The following is an 18,831-nucleotide window of genomic DNA, read 5'->3' on the forward strand; positions in this document are numbered from 1 at the left end:
TTCGGTGCTTGCACCATGGCAATGTTTCATGCATAATCTCGCTTCTTCACTGCGGCTGTAGCTCAGCTGGATAGAGTACTTGGCTACGAACCAAGGGGTCGTGGGTTCGATTCCTGCCAGCCGCACCAGTTCAAGAAAAACCCCCGCTCAAAAGGCGGGGGTTTTTTGTTTTTCAACTACCCATTAAACACATGCCACCAATTTCCGTACTTGTCGTCGCCGGTTTTTTCATTGGCGCAGGCATTTTGCATTTTGTGCTGCTGGATTTTTTCGCCAGCATTGTGCCGCCCTATTTGACTAATCCAGATGCGCTGGTTCAGGTCAGCGGTGTTTTTGAAATTCTGGGTGGCATCGGCATTCTGGTTCAACGCACCCGCACCTGGGCTGCTTATGGGCTTATCGCGCTGTGTATTGCGGTGTTGCCCGCGAACATTCACATGGCAATGAACCCTGATCAGTTTGCAGAAATCCCTGTGGTGCTTTTGTACTTGCGCTTGCCGCTACAAGCCCTGATTATCTGGTTTATTTGGCGAACCACCCGTGTCAGCGCACCTTGACGCGGTAGGCTGCCACTTTCCGCTCAATCCGGTGTGCCTGCGCACACCGTTTCTTTAGCCAGACTATGACGCCAGTCACCGAAAGTACGGCAACCATCACACCAAGTACGCACACGAAAAGTCGATAAGGCAGTCCAAATACATTGGCCATGTGTAGTCCTTGCAGCCAGTTGCTCACCGTATTGCCAGCGGCATCGCCGCTTGGAAACGAGGACCCAAGAAATACGCCGCTTGATGCATCAATGACAATTTTCGTTTTGCCAGCACCCGGTGCAGCGTCGTATACATCCTCGCTGGTGTGCACCCGGTAAATATAAATATTGCGTTTGCGGTTCAGCAAAAGGCTGTTTTCGTGGTTGATCGTGAATCCCCGCTCAACTGACAAGCGATTCAGTTCGTATGCAGCTGCCGCATGGGCGGCACGCCAATCAAGTGTGCTTGCAGATTCGGTTTTTGATCGGGCAGTATTGTTGTTCTCACTGAATTCAAACGCCAGCGACATCACCGGGTTGTAGACCTCTTGTCGCAAATTCAGCATGACGCTTGACCATGCAAAAACCAGAAGCATGAACCAAAGCCACAGGCCAATGCAACGATGCAAATCCAGATTGATCCGGTATGCACCACTGTGCCATTTAATGAGCCAGGCCGGTTTCCAGCGTTTCAGGAATGGCCGCTGCGCGCGCTGAAAGCGGGGCAAGGTGAGAAACAGGCCGATGAAACAATCCAGCGTCCAGATCAGTGCAATTGCGCCAAACAACCACGCACCCCAGGGCTCTGGCAAGGCCAGCGAGGAATGAAGGCGCCACAGAAACGGAATCAGGTTTTCCCAGTGAATTTCGCCATTGGATATGAATTCACCCCATTGGCGCCGACCCAGTTCTTCGCCGGTGGCTGGATCAACAAACAATTGATCTGCGCTTAGTTTGAAAGGTTGCCCCGTGTCAGGGTTGATTCGCGGCGTTAGCCAGAACATGGCTGATTGACCTGGATGCGGTCCGAATACCACCTCACTCACATCTGCTTTCGGTTCCAGATCCTGAACGTGTTCACGCAGTTCGAAAGGATCAAGCGGAGCAGGGGAAGATATGTCGGCTGAAGGGGTCGCGACAAACAGGTGTGGGTTGAGGAGCACTTCAAGATCATGCTCAAAAGCCAGCAGGCTGCCGGTTAAACCGGCAAGCAGCAAAAAGCCGGCTGTCATTAATCCTGCCCATCTGTGCAGTTTGATGAAAGCCGGCCTAAGCACTGTGATTAGAAGCTGATGGAAAGAGACGCTACAACAGAACGCGGTGCGCCGGGGTGCGCAATTGCAGTGGTGCTGGCACGTGCAATGTAGCGTTCATCGAACACGTTCTTCAGGTTCAAACCTGCCTTCATGTTTTTCCACTGGTACGAAGCGCCCAGGTCGAACACTGTGTAGTCATCAAGCTCAACAGTGGGGTCGAATTGGGTGGTGCTTTTTCCAACATATCGAACGCCGCCGCTTACGCCGAGCCCAGCCAGTGAACTGGCCTGGTCGAAATCATACTTCAACCAAACACGTGCTACGTGGGGAGCCACGCCGCCCAATTGATTACCAACATCCGAGGGGTCGCCTGCATTTTCAAGCACTTCGGTGTCGGTGTAAGCGTAGCTCGCAATCGCTTTCAACTGCCGTGTCAGGTTGCCGGTAAGATCGAATTCAATCCCGCGGCTGCGTTGCTTCACGCCAGGGAAATAGGCCTCTTGGCCCGTGGCATTGAAAAGCCCTTCATCAAACACCGCAACGTTTTCCTTTTCAATTTCGAAAATTGAAACGGTGCTGAACAGGCGTTCATTCAAGAATGAGCTTTTGAGGCCCACTTCAAATTGCATGCCGGTTTCTGGATCCAGCGGAACACCATTGACATCGACTGCGAACGCAAATTGTGGCCTGAAAGACTGGCTGGCACTGAAGTATGCAGAATGCCGGTTCGACAACATGTACAGCACGCCGCCACGCGCGGTAAACGCGCTGTCTTCAACGTTCGCTGACGAAACGCCACCGGAACTGCCTTCCGTTTTTACGTCATCAAAACGACCACCCAACAGCAGCTTTAAGCGACCGTCTTCAAGCAGCGACATTTGATCCTGCACGTACATGCTTGTCCAGCTTGTGTTGCTCAAGTCAGGGGTTTTGGTCTGATTGGCAGGGGGATCGAAATTGATATTCGGGTTGTCTGAAATCGCGTAGTTCGGCGTATTGGTTCGGAACCGCAGGAAATCCGTTTCCTGCTTGATCAGTTCCAGGCCAATCAACGTGGTGTGGTCAACAGCGCCAGTGGAAAACTTTGCAGTACCGTCCAGCACGAACTGGATTTCGTCATCTGTTCGGTCTTCATTTTGATAGCGCATTCTTAATTCATCGCCTGAAACGCTGCGTGCACGCAGTGCTTCGTTTTTGTTTTCTGCGCGGTGAAACTGAAGCTGGTTGCGAATGCTCCAGACAGGGCTGATGGTGTGGGACAACTGATAACCGGCGTAGTAGTCTTCGTTGGTGCGTCCCGCCAGGTCGGGATCACCGAAAAACGCGCTGTCGGCCACCAAGGGCTTCCCGTCTTGTGAAAGGGGAATACCGGTGTCATAAGGTTGTGTTTCTTTCACATAAGAAAAATCGAACAGCACTTCTGTTTTGTCCGACAGCTTCCACAACAGGCTTGGCGCAATAGCCGTGCGTTCCAGTTCAATGAAGTCACGGAACGAATCACTGTTGGTGTACGCAAAATTCAGGCGATAAAGCAGGCTGCCATCGGTGTTCACAGGCCCGGTCAGGTCGCCAGAGGAACGAAGGAAGTTGTAATCCCCCACCTGTTGCTCAAACACAAAGCCACGCTGCGCCTGTGGACGTTTGGTGACGTAATTGATCACGCCACCAGGCTCGAGCGCACCGTACAAAATTGATGCGGGCCCCTTGAGCACTTCGACTCTTTCAACGTTGACCAGATCAACACTTCCCGCAATCGTGCTGCGAAGACCGTTGCGCAACAGGCTGGGTGACTCGAAACCACGAATGATGGGCAATACTTCGCTTTGTGCGTTCAGTGTATTGCCAGCCTGTTGAACACCGCTGATGTTCTCGTAAACGTCTTTCAGGTTGACAGCCTTCTGATCTTCGATAACTTCGCGTGGAACCACCTGAACCGAAGCAGGGGTTTCCATGATGGGCGTGTCGGTTTTCGTGCCAGTTGCGCTGCGTTTGGCTGCATAGCCAATCACAGGGCTAGTGGCCGTTTCTACATCGGGTGTCGCTGTTACGCTAACCTCAGGCAAACGGGCGTCTTGTTGGGCGTGAACCGTGCCGGCAAATGAAGCACCAAGCAATGCGATTTGAATGGAAGCAGTCAGAACTTTCAGGCGCACTTTGGTCGAGTGCGCCCGAGTCTTTGTGTTGTTTTTCATAGGGGGCTGATTGGCTGGAAGTTGATGGGTTAATGAAAATAAGTGCTGTTCTAAAAAATACGACGAATATCAGTCGCAGGTTTTTAGTGATTTTTGATAGTGTATTGAAAATAGTAATGATTCGCAATAACTAATTATTTTATTGATGCCACTAACAATTCAAAGCAACTTACAAGTAGAAAATTGCGCATGAATGATGCAGATCCCTTCACAGGGGCAACAAAAGCGTCTCGCGCTGATTGTGGGGTAAAGTAGAACGAAGATTATGCTTCTCTGGGTTACACTTTACAAAAAGTAGGCCAACAAACGAGGAGACAAAAACAATGTTGAAGCCAGGTCTGATGATGAAGCAGGAAATGCTGCTTTCTTCAATTTTGGTGCATGCCGAGCGGTTTTATGGCGGGCAAGAAGTGGTGGGTCGCCGGGTAGAGGGCGATTTGCACCGAATTACATTCAAGGCCATGGCCGCGCGCGCCAGGCAACTTGCCAATGCATTGAATGGCTTGAATATTCAGCAGGGTGAAAACATTGGTACCATTGCCTGGAACAGTCACCGCCACATTGAAATTTACTATGCAGTGGCGGGCATGGGTGCTGTTACTCATACTTTGAACCCCCGATACACCCCTCAGCAGTTGATTTACATTATCAACCACGCGCAAGACAGCACCATTTTTTTCGACCTGACTTTTGCGCCGCTGATCAAAGCCATTGCACCGCATTGCCCCAGTGTTAAAAACTGGATTTTGCTGATTGATGAAGACAAAATGCCAGCCGAGCCGCCCGTGGCCGGTTTGTTGAATTACGAGGTTTTGCTGAAGGCCCAAACTGATGCGTATGTGTGGCCCGAGTTTGATGAAAACTCGGCCTGCACCCTGTGCTACACCTCGGGTACCACCGGCAATCCCAAGGGCATTTTGTATTCCCACCGTTCAACCATGCTGCACGCCATGATGTCCAATTGTGCCGATGCGATTGCATTGAGCAGAAAAGACATCATCCTTCCAGTTGTACCCATGTTCCATGTGAATGCCTGGGGCTTGCCCTATGCCGCATTGATGACAGGTTGCAAACTGGTCATGCCCGGCCCTCAGCTGGATGGCCCATCAATTTACGAGCTGCTTGAAAAAGAGCAGGTGACGGTTGCTGCCGGTGTGCCCACCATTTGGCTGGGTTTGATTAATCACATGAAACAAAATGGGCTTGCGTTCAGCACTTTGAAGCGCTCGCTGGTGGGTGGTTCGGCTGTGCCCGTCAGTTTGATTCAAGCCTTTGACGAAATGGGCGTGGAGTTGATGCAGGGTTGGGGCAGCACGGAAATGTCGCCCCTGGGTACCGTGTCCAAACTGAGCGGTGATGAGCGCAATTTGCCCAAACAAGAACAATATGAAATTGTTGCCAAGCAGGGCCGCACCATTTTTGGTGTTGACATGAAACTGTTGGCGGAAGACGGAACCGAATTGCCTTGGGATTTTGAGCAAAGCGGCGAATTGCATGTGCGTGGCCATTGGGTATTGCATGAATATTATGGTGGTGATGGTGCCAAAGCCTTCAGCCAAGACGAAACCGGCAAACGCTGGTTCGCGACCGGCGACGTGGCGCGAATGGCACCAGACGGTTTGATGCAAATTACCGACCGCACAAAAGATGTGATCAAGTCGGGCGGGGAGTGGATCAGTTCAATTGATCTTGAAAATATCGCCATGTCGCACCCTGCAGTGTTGCAGTCTGCTGTCATTGCCATTCCCCATGAAAAGTGGAATGAACGGCCTTTGCTGATTATTGTGAAGCGCCCTGGTGCGGACATTAGCAAACAGGAGTTACTGAATTTCTACGAAGGACGAATTACAAAAATGCACATTCCCGATGACGTGGAGTTTGTCGAAGCCATGCCAATAGGCGCCACAGGCAAAGTGCAAAAGTCTGAACTTCGGGAACAGTTCAAGGGCTTGCGATTTGTGTAAGCGCAACAGAAGGTATAAGGAAAGTTAAATTGTAAAATAGCCTTTATTTAATAGTTTAACTTTTCTGAAATTACTTTATCCTTGCTTTTTCTGAACAGGAATAAGGCAGGGTGAGCATGTTGCGTTTGTTTTTTGCCGGGTTGTTGTTGACCTCAGGAGTGTTGGCGCATGCGCAGCAGCCTCAAGCCCAGCAACCGGTTTACAAATTTTCTCCGGTTAATCAATGGGATATTCCCAAAACAGCTGCGTACTGGAATCCAATTATTCAGTACGTCAGTCAACAAAGTGGTGTGCAGCTTGAACTGAAAATTGGCCGCACCTCTGCCGACACCACCGCCTATGTGTTGGCGCAAGAAGTCGAGTTTGTTTTCTCCAATCACCTGTTTAGTCCTGAGCGAGACAAGCTGGGCTGGAAGGTGTTTGGACGACGCACAGGGCCTGCCTTGCAGGGACAAATTGCTGTGCTTGAAGATTCTCCCATCCGCAGGCTTGAAGACCTGAACAAACAGGACGTGGTGTTTGCTGGCCCTGAGGCTTTTGTGGGTTATCGATTGCCACAGGCTGAATTGATGAGTCGTGGTGTCGAGGTGAACGCTGTGTTTGCAGGCAACCAGAATGCCGCCTTTGCGCAATTGTTGGCTGGAAAGGCCAAGGCAGTGGGCAGCAACTCCGCATTAATCGACGGGTTCATGGAAAAGCAGGGTGCCAAATTCCGCGTGTTGTGGACATCGGCAGATTACCTGGACTTGGCCCTGATGGCGTCCAGCAAGGTGAGTATTAAAGATGTTCGCGCGGTGAGTCAGGCATTCATCAATATGCACAAAAGCAAGGCCGGCGCATTGATCCTGAAACAGGCTTCTGAATCAGTGGGCATGAACCCAGACAGTCATTTTTTACCTGCGACCGACAAAGATTACGAAAGCTATCGCCGCTTCTACGCCACAGCGCCCATGGCGGTACGTTAATGCCAACGCGTTTGTTGCAATGAAGCGAATTCGTTTATTACCGTCGTCTTTAATAGGCCGTGTATTTTTGTTGTACACGGTCGCTCTGCTTTTGTTCATCAGCATTAGTTTCCTGGCGTTTTCCCGGTTTCAATATCACAGCGCGCTGGAAGAGGCACAAGACTCGGCACACATGATGATCGAGGTGGTTGCCCAAACCGTGTCCGACAGTGCCGTGATTGGAGACTACGACACCATTCAGCGAACCTTGAACAAAGCAATTGCCGGTTCACGGTTTGAGTCTGCAAAGTTCATTGATCTGAACGGTGGCATTATCCTTAGCGAAAATTCGACCATTCTGGAAAGCACGGCACCTGACTGGTTGACCGAGCAAGTGGCCGAGCAACTGTACGACGTCAATCGTGCGATTAATGCGGGCGGTTACGACTATGGGGTGTTGCGATTTACGTTTGCGGTGGAGGCAATTGCAGAGGGATTTTGGGTTCTCATTCGTGTGGCCATGCTCAGCGCCGTGGGTGGTTTACTGGGTGGCATGTTGGTCATTTGGTTTCCACTGAAGCGCTGGTTGGGTGCGCTGGAACAAGTGGAACGATTCGATGCCGCACCGTCTGGCATCGCAGGTGGCGAATCAGAATTGTTGATTGAGAACCTGCCAAGCGAGTTTCGACCTGCTTTTGAAAAGCTGAAGCGAACCAGTGAGAACCTGGACGATGAATCCCGTGCCAAGGAAATCGCGGAAAGCGCAAACCGGGCAAAAAGCGAGTTCCTGGCGAATATGAGTCACGAAATTCGTACACCGCTCAATGGCATTATTGGAATGACAGAACTTGCCCTGGAAACCAAGTTGAGCAAAGCGCAACGGGAGTTTTTGCAGGTGGCCAACGACTCGGCCAACACGCTGTTGCTGATCGTCAATGAAATTCTGGATTTCTCGAAAATCGAGGCGGGCATGATGACCATTGATAGCGTGGTTTTTGATCCAAAACGAGTTTTTGAGCAGGCACTTGGACCCATGATGCCCCGTGCAAAATCGAAAAATCTTGAACTGCAGTGCACCTATTCAGAAGGTTTTCCGAAAGAGTTTATGGGTGATCCGGTTCGCCTTTTACAAATCATCAACAATATGGTGGGCAATGCGATCAAGTTCACCGAGCACGGTGGTGTGTATGTTCATGTGCAGGCAAGCAAAGACATGAACGGGCTTCAATTGCTGAAGTGTTCAATTCGAGACACGGGAATCGGTGTTCCGTTCGAGAAAGTCAATGTAATCTTCAAGCCGTTCGAACAGGCTGATTCATCCATTACCCGGAATTTTGGAGGCACTGGGCTTGGGCTCACAATTACCCGCAGATTGGTGGAGCTAATGCGTGGTGAGGTGTGGCTAGAGAGTCAGGTGGGTGTGGGCAGCACTTTCCATTTCTCTCTGCCAGAAATACGTTAACCGTTTGCCTTGGCTCCCCACAACTCTTCAAGGCGTTTGTCCCGACCACAGCCATTGCGGTAATAACCATACCGAATCGGGTTTTTGGTGTAGTAGTCTTGGTGATATTCCTCGGCGGGATAAAATTTGATCACCGGCGCTACTTCGGTGTAAATGGTCTTGAATTTCCCACTGGCTTGAAGCTTGGATTTGCTGGCCTCTGCAATTTTTTTCTGTTCGTCGTTTGAGTAGTAAAACCCGCTGCGGTATTGCGTACCACCATCGCAAAACTGGCGATTTTTTACGGTGGGATCAATGGTTTTCCAGAAATACTCCACCAATTGGCTGTAGCTGACTTTGGTGTCGTCATAGGTCACTTCAACCACCTCGGTGTGGTCCGTACGGCCTGCGCTGACCACCTTGTAATCCGGGTCTTTGTATTGCCCACCGGCATAGCCTGAAATCGTTTTTAAAACACCAGGTACTTTGTCGAAATCGGCCTCGGTACACCAAAAGCAGCCACCACCAAACACAGCGGTTTTTGTTTCAGCCTGTGCGCCGGTCACAGCAAGCAAGCCCATTGCCAGGGCCAGTGTGGTCTTCAGTTTCATTTGTTTCATTGTTTTACGCCTTACGCACTGCGGGTAATGTTTGACCTTCGGGCACAAAAGCCAGGGCCAGGCCATTGTTGCAATAGCGTTTGCCGGTTGGGGCAGGGCCGTCGTCAAACACATGGCCCTGGTGGCCGCCGCAATTGCTGCAGTGGTATTCCGTGCGGGGCAAGATCAACTTGTAGTCTGTTTTGGTATTCAGTGCGCCTTTGTTGGCATCAAAAAAACTGGGCCAACCGGTACCACTGTCGTATTTGTATTGGGAAGGAAACAGCGGCTGGTTACACGCTGCACACACATAAGTGCCTTTGCGTTTTTCTTCATTCAAGGGGCTGGAAAAAGGGCGCTCGGTGGCCTCTTTGAACAACACGTTGTATTGGTCTTTCTTGATGATCTTTAACCATTCGGCTTCAGTTTTGTTCAATTTGTTCATGCTGGCAATTGTGCTTGAAGGTTTTGCGATCATCAGTCCTGCGCCAAGTGCGGCAAGTCCTGCTAACAGGGTACGGCGTTGCATGGTTGTGTTTCCTTTTCAATGACTCAATCAATATTTAGTTAGCTGCATTGGCCCAAGGCCTTTGGTGCATTCAACGCCTGAAGCACGGTATTGGATTCATTGTTCTCGAGAATGACACCAATGCCCACGTTGCTTTGGTTCCAGTCAGCCGGCACGGTGGGCTGAATACCTGCACCTTCGTAGCGAGCGACACTTTTTTCGGTTCACTCAAGTGTCGCACCACGCGGTCATGCTTCAACAATTCTCCGCGATTTTCGCCTGATTTCACTTGCTGGCTTAAGTTGTCTTCATACAACGCCAAAAACACGCGTCCTGCTGAGTACCGTTCGTCAAGCCATTCGGTTTTTACCTTGATTTCGACCTGATTGGCCGCCTTTCGTTCAAGTGAAACTTGCAGGCCCACGGGTGCTTTGTCTTGTTGCATGGCTGCCAATCTTTGTGGAATCAGCCCCGCCTGTCCCCAACGGCGAACTTCACGATTCGAAAACACATATTGAGGTGTGTAAATTTGGCTCACATTGCCTGCCCGTTTGTGGGCGTATTGCCGCTCTGTGAACTGCTTTTTGGAATAGGGGTCTTGCCAGCCAATGTAATTCCAGTAATCCACGTGAAATGACAAAGCCAGAATGTGCTTTGAGCGCTCCGGGCTGCTCAACTGGCTGCTGAGCCAACGGTCGGCAGGTGGGCAGCTGCTGCAGCCTTCTGAGGTGTAAAGCTCAGCCACGATCATCCGTTCAGCAGCGCTGGTCCAAGTGCAGCTGCCTTGCTGGGCAAGGGCGGATGTGCCGGCCAAACCAAGAAACATCAATGTGCCTGTGCCAACCATGAAGTTCAAGCCGCTTGTCATACAACCCCCTGGCTGCTGCGTTCTAGTCAGGAGAGTATTCGCCAGGCTTCACGGAAAGGTTACATGGCAGTGCTTAGCAAATTCTAGGATTGTTAACAACTGTGGCAAGTCCTGTGGCTACTCCGACTAAGTGACTCATGGGTAATTTATTTACCCTGATAGAGTTAACCTGCCTCGAAACACCAAGTATCGGGGTGAGTTCCATAAAAAAAGGAGATTGGGATGAAATTCAAAGCCTTGCTAATGTCAGCCTTGCTGACAAGTTCTTTCGCTGTGCATGCACAGGACAAACCCGTGGTGCAGTTTATCGCCACTGGCGGCACCATTGCCATGAAAATTGACCCCGTAAAAAATGCGCCCGTGCCTGCCATTTCCGGTGAAGACCTGTTGGCCACTGTGCCTGATGTGGGCAAGTACGCCAACATTCAGGTCAAGAGCTTGTCCAATGTGCCTTCCGATTACATGGATCCGCCGCGCTGGGTTCAGTTGACCAAGGAAGTGAACGCAGCACTGGCTCGTCCGGAAGTGGCCGGGGTGATCGTTTCTCACGGAACCGACACACTGGAAGAAACTGCCTTCTGGCTTGACTTGACGGTGCGTGCTGAAAAGCCGGTGGTGTTGATTGGCGCCCAGCGCAACGCCTCATCCTCGGATTTTGACGGTCCACGCAACCTATTGAATGCAGTGCGCATTGCTGTGGACGCACAATCCAGAAATAAGGGCGTGATGCTGGCCATGAACAACCAGATCAACGCCGCCCGTTATGTCACCAAAACCCACACGCAGAACGTTGAAACCTTTCAAAGCGGTGCGTTTGGCTTGATTGGTGAGGTTTATCCAGACCGCGTAATTTACGCGAGTACACCACTGCGTCGCCAAACATTCCAGTTGGTGGAGGGCCCCATGCCTGACGTGGAAATTGTGGCCATGTACGGTGGTGCCAATGGCGCGGCATTGCGCAATGCGGTGGATCGTGGCGTGAAGGGTATTGTGGTTCAGGCATTGGGTATGGGCAATATGAATGTGCCCATGTTTGAAGCCGTGCAATATGCCTTGTCGAAAAATGTACCCGTGGTCATTTCAACACGTGTGCATCAAGGTCGGGTTATGGCCAACTATGGGTTCGTAGGTGGCGGCAAAACCACGTTTGATGCCGGTGCAATCATGGCGGATGATTTGTCACCCCAGAAAGCCCGCATTTTGCTGATGTTGGCTTTGCAATCGGGCATCAACAAAAAGGTAGATCTGCAGCCTTTATTTGACCGATAAGTTTGACCAATAAGTTCACACAATGTGTGCCACTGGAAATGTCATCTGAAACTGGGTGATTTCCAGTGCCATCAACACCTCATTGAGATCCAGATCCGGAAAGGCATTGCCCAGATTTTGCATTACATGCACCTTTGCAAATCGGGCCTTGCCTTTCGCGCTGGGACTGTACATAAACTCTTTGCTTTCCCAGCGTTGACCCAAGGTTTTCATGAAGCCGGGAACCAGGCCAGTGTGAATCGGGAAGGCGAAGCCTTTGCCCCGATAGGCCAGTTCAAATTGCGGAATGTCATCTTGATGAAGGCTGATTTCTTGTAGATTTTCGGGTCCCTGTGCAACATCAAAGTTGCACAGGTTTTTTGGAATACCCCAATTGATCCGGCCATTCTTTACACTGCTGGCGCTGCTCACCACAATATTGCTGATGGTCAGCAATCTTTTGTTGCCAAGTTTTTCGCTGAATTGCGCGGTGCCTGGTACATAGAGCAGTTCTTTGTATGGGCCTGCGTTGGAGTGGGTGTAGTCCACATACATCAGTACACTGACGGAGCTTTTCAAGCTGTCGCGAATATCCAGCGGAATTCGTTTGTCAGCCATCAATTTTTCTGCCTTGCTGCGCATGAGCACAATCAGGCCTTTGCCAGTCAATGTCCAGGGTGCAGGTACATCTTCAACGTTGTTCAATTGGGTATTCAACGGGTCAGCCCATTTTAAAAATGTTCATCTTGTGCCCATCGGGCGTGCGGAAATAGGCAGCGTAAAAACCAGGCATGCGCTCGCCGGGTTCGCCTTCGCAAGTGCAACCCAGTGTTTTTGCATGGGCATAAAACTCGTCCACCTGTGTACGGCTTTGAGCGGTCAGTGCCGCCATGGTGCCATTGCCTGCGTTGGCAGGCTGACCATTGGCCGGCTTTAAAAGGCCAATGAAAGGGCTGGCCATGCTGGTGCCCCAGAAAATGCCGTGCGGCAGTTCCAGAATGCGTTTGGCGCCCAGCGGTGCAAACAGTTTGTCAAAGTATTCACCGCTTTTGGGCAGGTCATTGGTGCCCAAGGTAATGTATCCAATCATCGTACTTCTCCGTGGATTTTTAAAGTTCAGGTTTTTGCAGGCAAGAATTGCCCGTAACCCATTTCTTTTCCGAGCTCGGGCACAACACCCTCGTTCTCGATTGCTATCTTGCCATTAATCAGCACATGTTTTACCACGCCAGGGTTGCGGTTCACCAAACGTTGCAAGCCGAAGTTTTCCATGTCGCCCCAGCTGACCTGTTCCAGGTTCTGTTTGAGTGCATCCGGGTTCAACACCACCAAATCGGCGCGGTCGCCTACCCGAATTTTTCCCGCCTCAATACCAAGCCAGTCGGCCTGTTCACCGGTTAGCCGCCACACGGCATGTTCCATGCTCATAATCGGCTTACCCTCTTCAATGGTCTCTTTCACCAGTTTCAGGAAACGCAAGGGCAGGTTGTAAAACGCCATGTTACGAATATGTGCACCGGCATCGCTGAAGGTGATCAGGGTGTTTTTGTCCTGCACCAGTTCGCGGATTACCTCACGCTTGTGGTTGCCCACCGTGGTGTACCAGCGCAGCTGGCGGCCAAACTGCACCACCAAATCCAGAAACAGATCGACCACATGCACTTTGCGGGCGCGGGCTACTTCGTCAAAGTTTTTGCCCACCAGGTTTGCGTCGGGGCATTCCAGAATAATGGCGTCACCGAAATCGCGTTGCCAAACACGGGGGCTGAGTTTTTGCCCGTAAAACTTGCGGAACTGGCGGCGGTAGTCTTCGTTTTGCAACAGGCTGTTGCGCTCTACTTGCGTGCGCAAATCCAGGGCCATTTCACCGGCACCAAATTCCTCGAAAAACACCACATCAATGCCGTCGGCATACACGGTGAATGGCGTGGGCAACAATTGCCAACGGAATGCACCGCCCAGCCAGTTCACCACGCGGCTTGAAATTTGCGCCATGGGGCGCACGGTTTTGTTGCCTTTCAGATCAATGAGCGCGATCAGCGTGGTTTTCAGGGGTTTACGAATCCAGCCCAGTGTCTCGATCAAATATTCAAAAATTTGTAGTGGATTGGCTGCGTTCGGCGCGCCTTGGTGCACACGGCGGTACTTGCGCAAAAGTTTGTTCAGGCGTCGAAGCTCGCCCCAGCGCGCATAGGTGCTGGGCAGGCTTTTCGACCAGGCGCGATCACCGTCAATCTTGTCCCATTTCAGGCACATGGTGGAAAGGCCCAGAAAACCCGCGTCCAGCGCTTCGGTCAGCGTGGCTTCCATCTGCTGCATCTGGGCTTCAGTGGGTTTTATTTTTCGATCTGTTGAGTCCAGCAAACCCATGGTGCCCACGCGCAAATCGCTGTGGCCCAGAAATGAAATCAGGTTGGGTCCCAAGGGTTGTTTTTGTACAAACTCGACCCACTGACGCGGCGTACTCCAGGTTTTTTTCTCCTGAAGAATGGGCAGCACCTTTTCTCGGGGTACTGTTTCTACGCGTGTGAATATATCGGACGCATCTTCGGCTTCGCTGCAGATCATGCTGAGCGAACAACTGCCCACCAACACCGTGGTCACACCGTGTCGAACAGATTCAGAAAGGCTGGGGGCCACAATCATTTCGGCGTCGTAATGGGTGTGAGTGTCCAGAAAACCGGGAGTGATCCAGTGGTCCGTCGCATCAATTACTCTGGGGTTGCCTTCAAACTGCAGCGGGGCTTCGCTGACCGCGGCAATTCGGCCGTCTTTAATGCCGATGTGGCGCAGGGCGGAAGGGCCGCCACTGCCATCAAAATAGCGCCCACCTGCAATGACTACATCGAATGTCGAAGCTGTCATGATTTGTCTCCAATTCTCATTTTTTTCAAATGTAACAAGAAATCTTGTCGAATTGGAGAAAACTTTCACCGACGATCGTAGATCACCTCTTTATTGCCCACCGGCAGACTAATGAAATCGCCATCTTCCCCGATGCGGAAGGGACCTTTGAAAATATCGGGGGCCTTGCCCAGAAATATTTCCCGCAACGGGGGCAGAGGCAAAGGCGGCACAATGTGGCTCAATACCACATGGCCCACCTGCGCCTGCTGCGCCAGCACGGCCACATCCAGCGGGGTGGCGTGGTAGTTGGGAATGTCCGAGAAAATTTTGGCCAGTTTGCTGCGATTGTTCTTGATGGCGGTTTCCTGCAATTTAGCCACCAGTTCAGGGCTCAGGGCCTCGTGCACCAACAGGTCGGCATTGCGGGCAGCGTCTTTCACTTGCTCGTCGCTGGCAGTGTCGCCACTCAGCACCACGGTTCGGCCTTTGTAATTGATTCTGTAACCCACTGCTGGGTTGATGGGTTGGTGATTCACCGCAAAGGCCTCGATGAGCAAGTCGGGCTGTTGCAATACTGTGGTGTAGCTTCCTTTTTCTACCGTGAATTCATGCATGTTTGCACCCGCCAGTTCTGGTGGCATGGTGGCCTCACCATGGTGGGCTGTGCGGTAGCCGGTGTCTGCCGTGTAAGCAGTTTTGAAGCCGTCTAGCACCGCAGAAATGCCAGTGGGCCCATGCACGGTCAATCGTTGGCCTTCGGTGTGCTGCGCCCAACGGGTCATGAGAACTTCGCCCAGGCCGTCGATGTGGTCTGAGTGAAAATGGGTAACAAATACACCCTTGAGTTGGCCTGTTGAAAAACCCATGGTGGAAATTTGCTTGGCCGCGGCACTGCCAGCATCGAATAGGAACATGTCCTTGCCAGCAATTACCAAGGTGCAAGGCGCTGCGCGGTCAGGGTCGGGAAAGGGTGAGCCTGTGCCGCAAAGCCCAACGTGCAAGCCATCGCTTAGCGTGATCAAGGGGTCTTGCATGCGTTTGTTGGCCACTTTTTCCACGATGGCCAACGTAATTTCACTGCGCTGAATGTACGCCACAGCTGCACCTGCGGCGATTAAGGCAACAACGCCAATCAACAGTTTTTTGACCATGATTCTTCCTTGTTATTGCTTGCTGCTTTCGACCCAAATGGGCGAACTCCAGGCGCGTTCCTGTTGCGTAATGAAGCGGAAGTCTCCGCGGAAATTGCCCGGCTCACCTTCGATTCGGCAACATCCTTCAAACCCAGCAAATCCACTTTGGGCCGGAAACAATCCGTTGCCAGGTTGCAGTGCTTCACACTGAACTCCCTTGGCTGTACATATTTTGGTGGTCCAGCGGCAAGAGTTGTTTTCAAGTGCTCGGGCGTAGTAACTGGCACCTGTATTCTTGTTGTATTGGGTGTCATGAAACACTGCGCACATTTGCTCTGGGCCTTGTTGTTGAATACTGCAGTCGGCGTTGGGCTGCGGTGCATTGGTATTTTCTGCAAGTTTAAGAACCTGTTGCTTGGGCTCTCCTTTGGAATCTGCCCAGGTTTTAATGAGTTCAAGGCGCTGCAAAGGGATGCCTGCCTCTTCGCCGCCTGGGTCCTGAATGGCGTAGGCCACAATGTAGGGTCCACCACCTTTCACATTCAGTGTGCTGCCCATGGGTACACCGTCCACCAAACCTTCTTCAATCGGGCTTGCACCTGCGGCCAACTGTTCGCAAATATTGTTGGGGAAGGGTTTGCTCGATGCCAGTGTACGAATACGCATGCGCGAACCCGAGGTCGCGAACGTTTCGCGCCGCTTCAATGCGGCAAAAATTTCCTTGCGGGTGTTTTCTCTCGCCCACACGCCAGCCAAACCACCTGGTGTGAAGTTGGAGGCGACTGGATTGAATACACGTTCTTCGCAGTTGTCGGGATCTGCTGCGGACTCGGTGCTGAATGGCAATTTGAATCCGGTGATTGAATCTGTTGGAAGTGGTCGTTGTTTGCATTCCCAGTTACCCAATGCTTCGTGGGGTTCATCATCCAGCACACCACCGTGCCCAGAGTTTTTTGAGAATTTTGTTTTGTCAGTGTTGCCGGCAATGCCGTTGTGCGTGTCACTTGAACCAATGAAGCCGTATTGGTAGGGGTTCACGCCCAGTTTGCGTTGAATGGCGCTGCCTTCAGGCAACACATTGCGCGCGTAATCCAGTGGGGCAGTGCAGTCGGCAGGGGTTGATCCACCAATATCGCTACCTGTGCATTGGTCAGCGGCGTGAATGCTTTTTCCAGTGCCTTGCAGGCGGTTCACTTGGCAAAACAGCGGGTCGTTGGGTTTGCCTTTGCATACCTTGGCACATTCTGCGGGGTCGTCAACACCACCTTTGCATAGCGTTTTCCATTCTTCGAATCCACAGCCTGATTCCTCACCGCCGGTCAGGCCTTTGTTAAAGCCAGTGATACATTCGCTGGCACCTTTGTGTTGAACAATCTCGAACAGGCGGTCAAAGGTGTTGCGCAAAGTGGCGTCGGCTGCAGTCAGTGTTGCGTTGTTTCGCGCAAGTGGCAAACCGGTGTCGGACTGGCGGGCACGCGCAAAGCGGCCATCGCTTTGATTTGTACTGTGTGGAATGGTGACCACATTGCAGCCTTCAACATCCAGACATTCAGTTTTAAGTCGATCGAACAAACCCCATTCGTCATTCGTGTTGTCGGTGGTTGGAAGAGGGGGGATCGAGCTGATGACATTGGCGGGCACTTGAGTGCCTTCGAAAATCACATTGCGGTGAAGTACTTGACCGCCTTTGTTGGATGAGAACTCATAGCCGTTGAACGTGGTGAATTTGCAAGGCTGGTTTTCGGCATTGGCCACAGCCTGAATTTCCTCCCACGTTCGTGTGCTGGGTACCCGGCTACCCGCACTTGTAATCAGTTGAAGGTAAAGCGGCACGTTGCCTGTGATGAATACCGACACATTGTCCCGAATCAACTGCCCCAAGGCACTACAGGCCGGGTTGGTTCCGGCGGGTACATTGCCTTGAAGCTCACAAATATTGGAGAAGGTTCCCAGTTGTTCGGCGTGCTCGGTGACCGCCGCAAAATCGAGTGGTCGACCAATGTTGATTTGACGCATGGGTGTATCCGGATCCTCACCCGATGGCAAAAATGCATTCTCGCCCTTGGCGAATTGATAGGCCTCGCGTGGGCCGTTGATTGAATTAAAAAAGTAGGCGTCAAACGAGAGCTTGGTGTGAATATGCAGATCACCAAAAAAAGCCTGTTTGCGAATGCTGCTGCCCAGGCATTCCACATCGTCGGGCCGCTCGGCTGGAGTAACCGTTGCAGGAGTACCAGATTGTGCAACGGTGTTGCTGTTGTCGCCCATGCATGCAGACAAGGTGAGGATCAGCCATGCTGACAAGACGGGATACAGCCGCGCACGGCCCTGTTGATTAAACATAACTGTAAATCCTCTCGACGGTCCAATACAGCGCGGCGCCACCCATGCACAGGGTGAGTGTGTGTTGTGCAAGGCGGGACCAGGTGGGCAGGTGGGTTTTCTCAAGAAATGCAAAAGTGGTGGCAAGCAAAGTGACAATCCACAACTGGCCAATTTCGATCCCCAAATTGAACAGCAAAAGCGTGCTCAACAAAGCATCTTCTGGAAAGCCCCGCTGCTCCATGGACAGCGCAAAACCCGAGCCATGCAGTAAACCAAAGGCCCCAATCAACACGAGATGAGCCCAGCTGGATTTGCCCGGCACCTCTTTGCGAATCAACTCCCATGCAAGCCAAAGTACGCTCAATGCAATCCACGCTTCAATGGCGCGCGTGGGTACTGCAATCAAGCCGAGCACCAGCAGGGCCAAGGTCAGGCTGTGCCCCACTGTGAACAAAGTGAATTGTCCAATCAATTGGCGCAGTCGCTGTCTGCGTTTTTTCCAGAGCAGGTACAAGCCAGCGACAAACAACACATGATCCCAACCAAATACGATGTGTTCAATGCCAATGCCGAGATATTCCAGTGGTGCAGCGGTGGGGGTTTGTGAACCCAGTGACGCTTCAGTTTGTTTGGGTGTCAGCACCGATTGAACGCGACTACCGTTCAGTGGCGTGGCCAATACAATTAAATCGGGTGCCAAGCGGGTGAATCCATTGGCCTGTAGCCGGTGATTTTTTAAAGCGCTGTTGCAGTGAAACTGTCCACGCTGAATAACCTCGGCATTGTCTTCCCATTCTGTGTTGATATTGCGCAGCTCACAGCGTGGTTCAAACTTGAAATCGATCGGGGGTACTTTGCCATCAGCACTCACGGTGCGTTTGAATACCAGTTGACCATATCCTTGTGATTCCTCGTGCAGTACCAGTGCAGATGTCCCCATTTCGTGGGCCTGCGCCGGTATACCAAAGCCCAGCCAC

Annotated in this window: 16 protein-coding genes and 1 tRNA gene; 6 read left to right on the plus strand and 11 right to left on the minus strand. The window is 51.7% G+C overall.

Annotated features, from left to right (window positions below; genetic code table 11):
- The first annotated feature begins 51 nt into the window (after positions 1-51).
- Positions 52-128 (plus strand) — tRNA-Arg (locus FRIGORI9N_RS09100).
- Positions 129-191: 63 nt separating this feature from the next.
- Entirely contained in the window at positions 192-557 is a 366-nt protein-coding gene (locus FRIGORI9N_RS09105) for a DoxX family protein (protein ID WP_159569923.1), read from the plus strand.
- Here the strand turns inward: FRIGORI9N_RS09105 and FRIGORI9N_RS09110 are convergent.
- Entirely contained in the window at positions 544-1,806 is a 1,263-nt protein-coding gene (locus FRIGORI9N_RS09110; protein ID WP_256366112.1) for a PepSY domain-containing protein, read from the minus strand. The two genes, FRIGORI9N_RS09105 and FRIGORI9N_RS09110, sit on opposite strands and share 14 nt — an antisense overlap.
- Positions 1,807-1,811: 5 nt before the next feature.
- Positions 1,812-3,977 (minus strand): TonB-dependent siderophore receptor, encoded by a 2,166-nt coding sequence (locus FRIGORI9N_RS09115; protein WP_159569927.1) that lies wholly within the window; start codon positions 3,975-3,977, stop codon positions 1,812-1,814.
- 323 nt (positions 3,978-4,300) lie between these two features.
- Between FRIGORI9N_RS09115 and FRIGORI9N_RS09120 the strand changes: the two genes are divergently transcribed.
- The 3 genes from FRIGORI9N_RS09120 to FRIGORI9N_RS09130 all read left to right on the plus strand — a co-directional run bounded on the left by FRIGORI9N_RS09120 (position 4,301) and on the right by FRIGORI9N_RS09130 (position 8,347).
- Positions 4,301-5,941, plus strand: a complete 1,641-nt coding sequence (locus tag FRIGORI9N_RS09120) for a 3-(methylthio)propionyl-CoA ligase (RefSeq protein ID WP_159569929.1) — start codon at positions 4,301-4,303, stop codon at positions 5,939-5,941.
- 116 nt (positions 5,942-6,057) lie between these two features.
- Positions 6,058-6,906, plus strand: coding sequence for a phosphate/phosphite/phosphonate ABC transporter substrate-binding protein (locus FRIGORI9N_RS09125; protein WP_159569931.1), 849 nt, complete (start codon positions 6,058-6,060; stop codon positions 6,904-6,906).
- A gap of 19 nt (positions 6,907-6,925) precedes the next feature.
- A complete protein-coding gene (locus tag FRIGORI9N_RS09130) occupies positions 6,926-8,347 on the plus strand; it encodes an ATP-binding protein (protein ID WP_159569933.1) in 1,422 nt (473 codons plus the stop codon).
- Here FRIGORI9N_RS09130 and msrA read toward each other — a convergent pair.
- The 3 genes from msrA to FRIGORI9N_RS09145 all read right to left on the minus strand — a co-directional run bounded on the left by msrA (position 8,344) and on the right by FRIGORI9N_RS09145 (position 10,301).
- Complete coding sequence (msrA, locus tag FRIGORI9N_RS09135; protein ID WP_159569935.1) at positions 8,344-8,946, minus strand: peptide-methionine (S)-S-oxide reductase MsrA; 603 nt, start codon at positions 8,944-8,946, stop codon at positions 8,344-8,346. The genes FRIGORI9N_RS09130 and msrA overlap by 4 nt on opposite strands.
- 4 nt (positions 8,947-8,950) lie before the next feature.
- The gene (gene msrB, locus FRIGORI9N_RS09140; RefSeq protein ID WP_159569938.1) at positions 8,951-9,454 is read right to left on the minus strand and encodes a peptide-methionine (R)-S-oxide reductase MsrB; all 504 of its coding nucleotides are present in this window, start codon (positions 9,452-9,454) and stop codon (positions 8,951-8,953) included.
- A 70-nt stretch (positions 9,455-9,524) separates the two neighbouring features.
- Positions 9,525-10,301 carry a DUF1223 domain-containing protein gene (locus FRIGORI9N_RS09145; RefSeq protein WP_159569940.1) on the minus strand — a complete coding sequence of 259 codons (777 nt, stop codon included), beginning with the start codon at positions 10,299-10,301 and terminating at the stop codon, positions 9,525-9,527.
- 222 nt (positions 10,302-10,523) lie between these two features.
- On the opposite strand from FRIGORI9N_RS09145, the gene FRIGORI9N_RS09150 reads away from it, so the two are divergent.
- Positions 10,524-11,570 (plus strand): asparaginase, encoded by a 1,047-nt coding sequence (locus tag FRIGORI9N_RS09150; RefSeq protein WP_159569942.1) that lies wholly within the window; start codon positions 10,524-10,526, stop codon positions 11,568-11,570.
- 15 nt (positions 11,571-11,585) lie between these two features.
- Here the strand turns inward: FRIGORI9N_RS09150 and FRIGORI9N_RS09155 are convergent, their stop codons facing one another.
- From FRIGORI9N_RS09155 to FRIGORI9N_RS09180, 6 genes are all read right to left on the minus strand, one after another.
- On the minus strand, positions 11,586-12,254 hold the full coding sequence (locus FRIGORI9N_RS09155) for a hypothetical protein (protein ID WP_159569944.1): 669 nt from the start codon (positions 12,252-12,254) through the stop codon (positions 11,586-11,588).
- A 16-nt stretch (positions 12,255-12,270) separates the two neighbouring features.
- A complete protein-coding gene (locus FRIGORI9N_RS09160) occupies positions 12,271-12,639 on the minus strand; it encodes a VOC family protein (protein ID WP_159569946.1) in 369 nt (122 codons plus the stop codon).
- Between the two features lie 26 nt (positions 12,640-12,665).
- The gene (locus FRIGORI9N_RS09165; RefSeq protein WP_159569948.1) at positions 12,666-14,414 is read right to left on the minus strand and encodes an amidohydrolase family protein; all 1,749 of its coding nucleotides are present in this window, start codon (positions 14,412-14,414) and stop codon (positions 12,666-12,668) included.
- Between the two features lie 65 nt (positions 14,415-14,479).
- A complete protein-coding gene (locus FRIGORI9N_RS09170) occupies positions 14,480-15,547 on the minus strand; it encodes an MBL fold metallo-hydrolase (protein ID WP_159569950.1) in 1,068 nt (355 codons plus the stop codon).
- Positions 15,548-15,559: 12 nt separating this feature from the next.
- A complete protein-coding gene (locus FRIGORI9N_RS09175) occupies positions 15,560-17,872 on the minus strand; it encodes a DUF3604 domain-containing protein (protein WP_159569952.1) in 2,313 nt (770 codons plus the stop codon).
- Entirely contained in the window at positions 17,865-18,794 is a 930-nt protein-coding gene (locus FRIGORI9N_RS09180; protein WP_159569954.1) for a HupE/UreJ family protein, read from the minus strand. The genes FRIGORI9N_RS09175 and FRIGORI9N_RS09180 overlap by 8 nt, the downstream gene beginning before the upstream one ends.
- Between the last annotated feature and the right edge of the window lie 37 nt (positions 18,795-18,831).

Origin of the sequence: Limnobacter sp. 130 (genome assembly GCF_902506325.1) — a bacterium.
GTDB lineage: Bacteria > Pseudomonadota > Gammaproteobacteria > Burkholderiales > Burkholderiaceae_B > Limnobacter.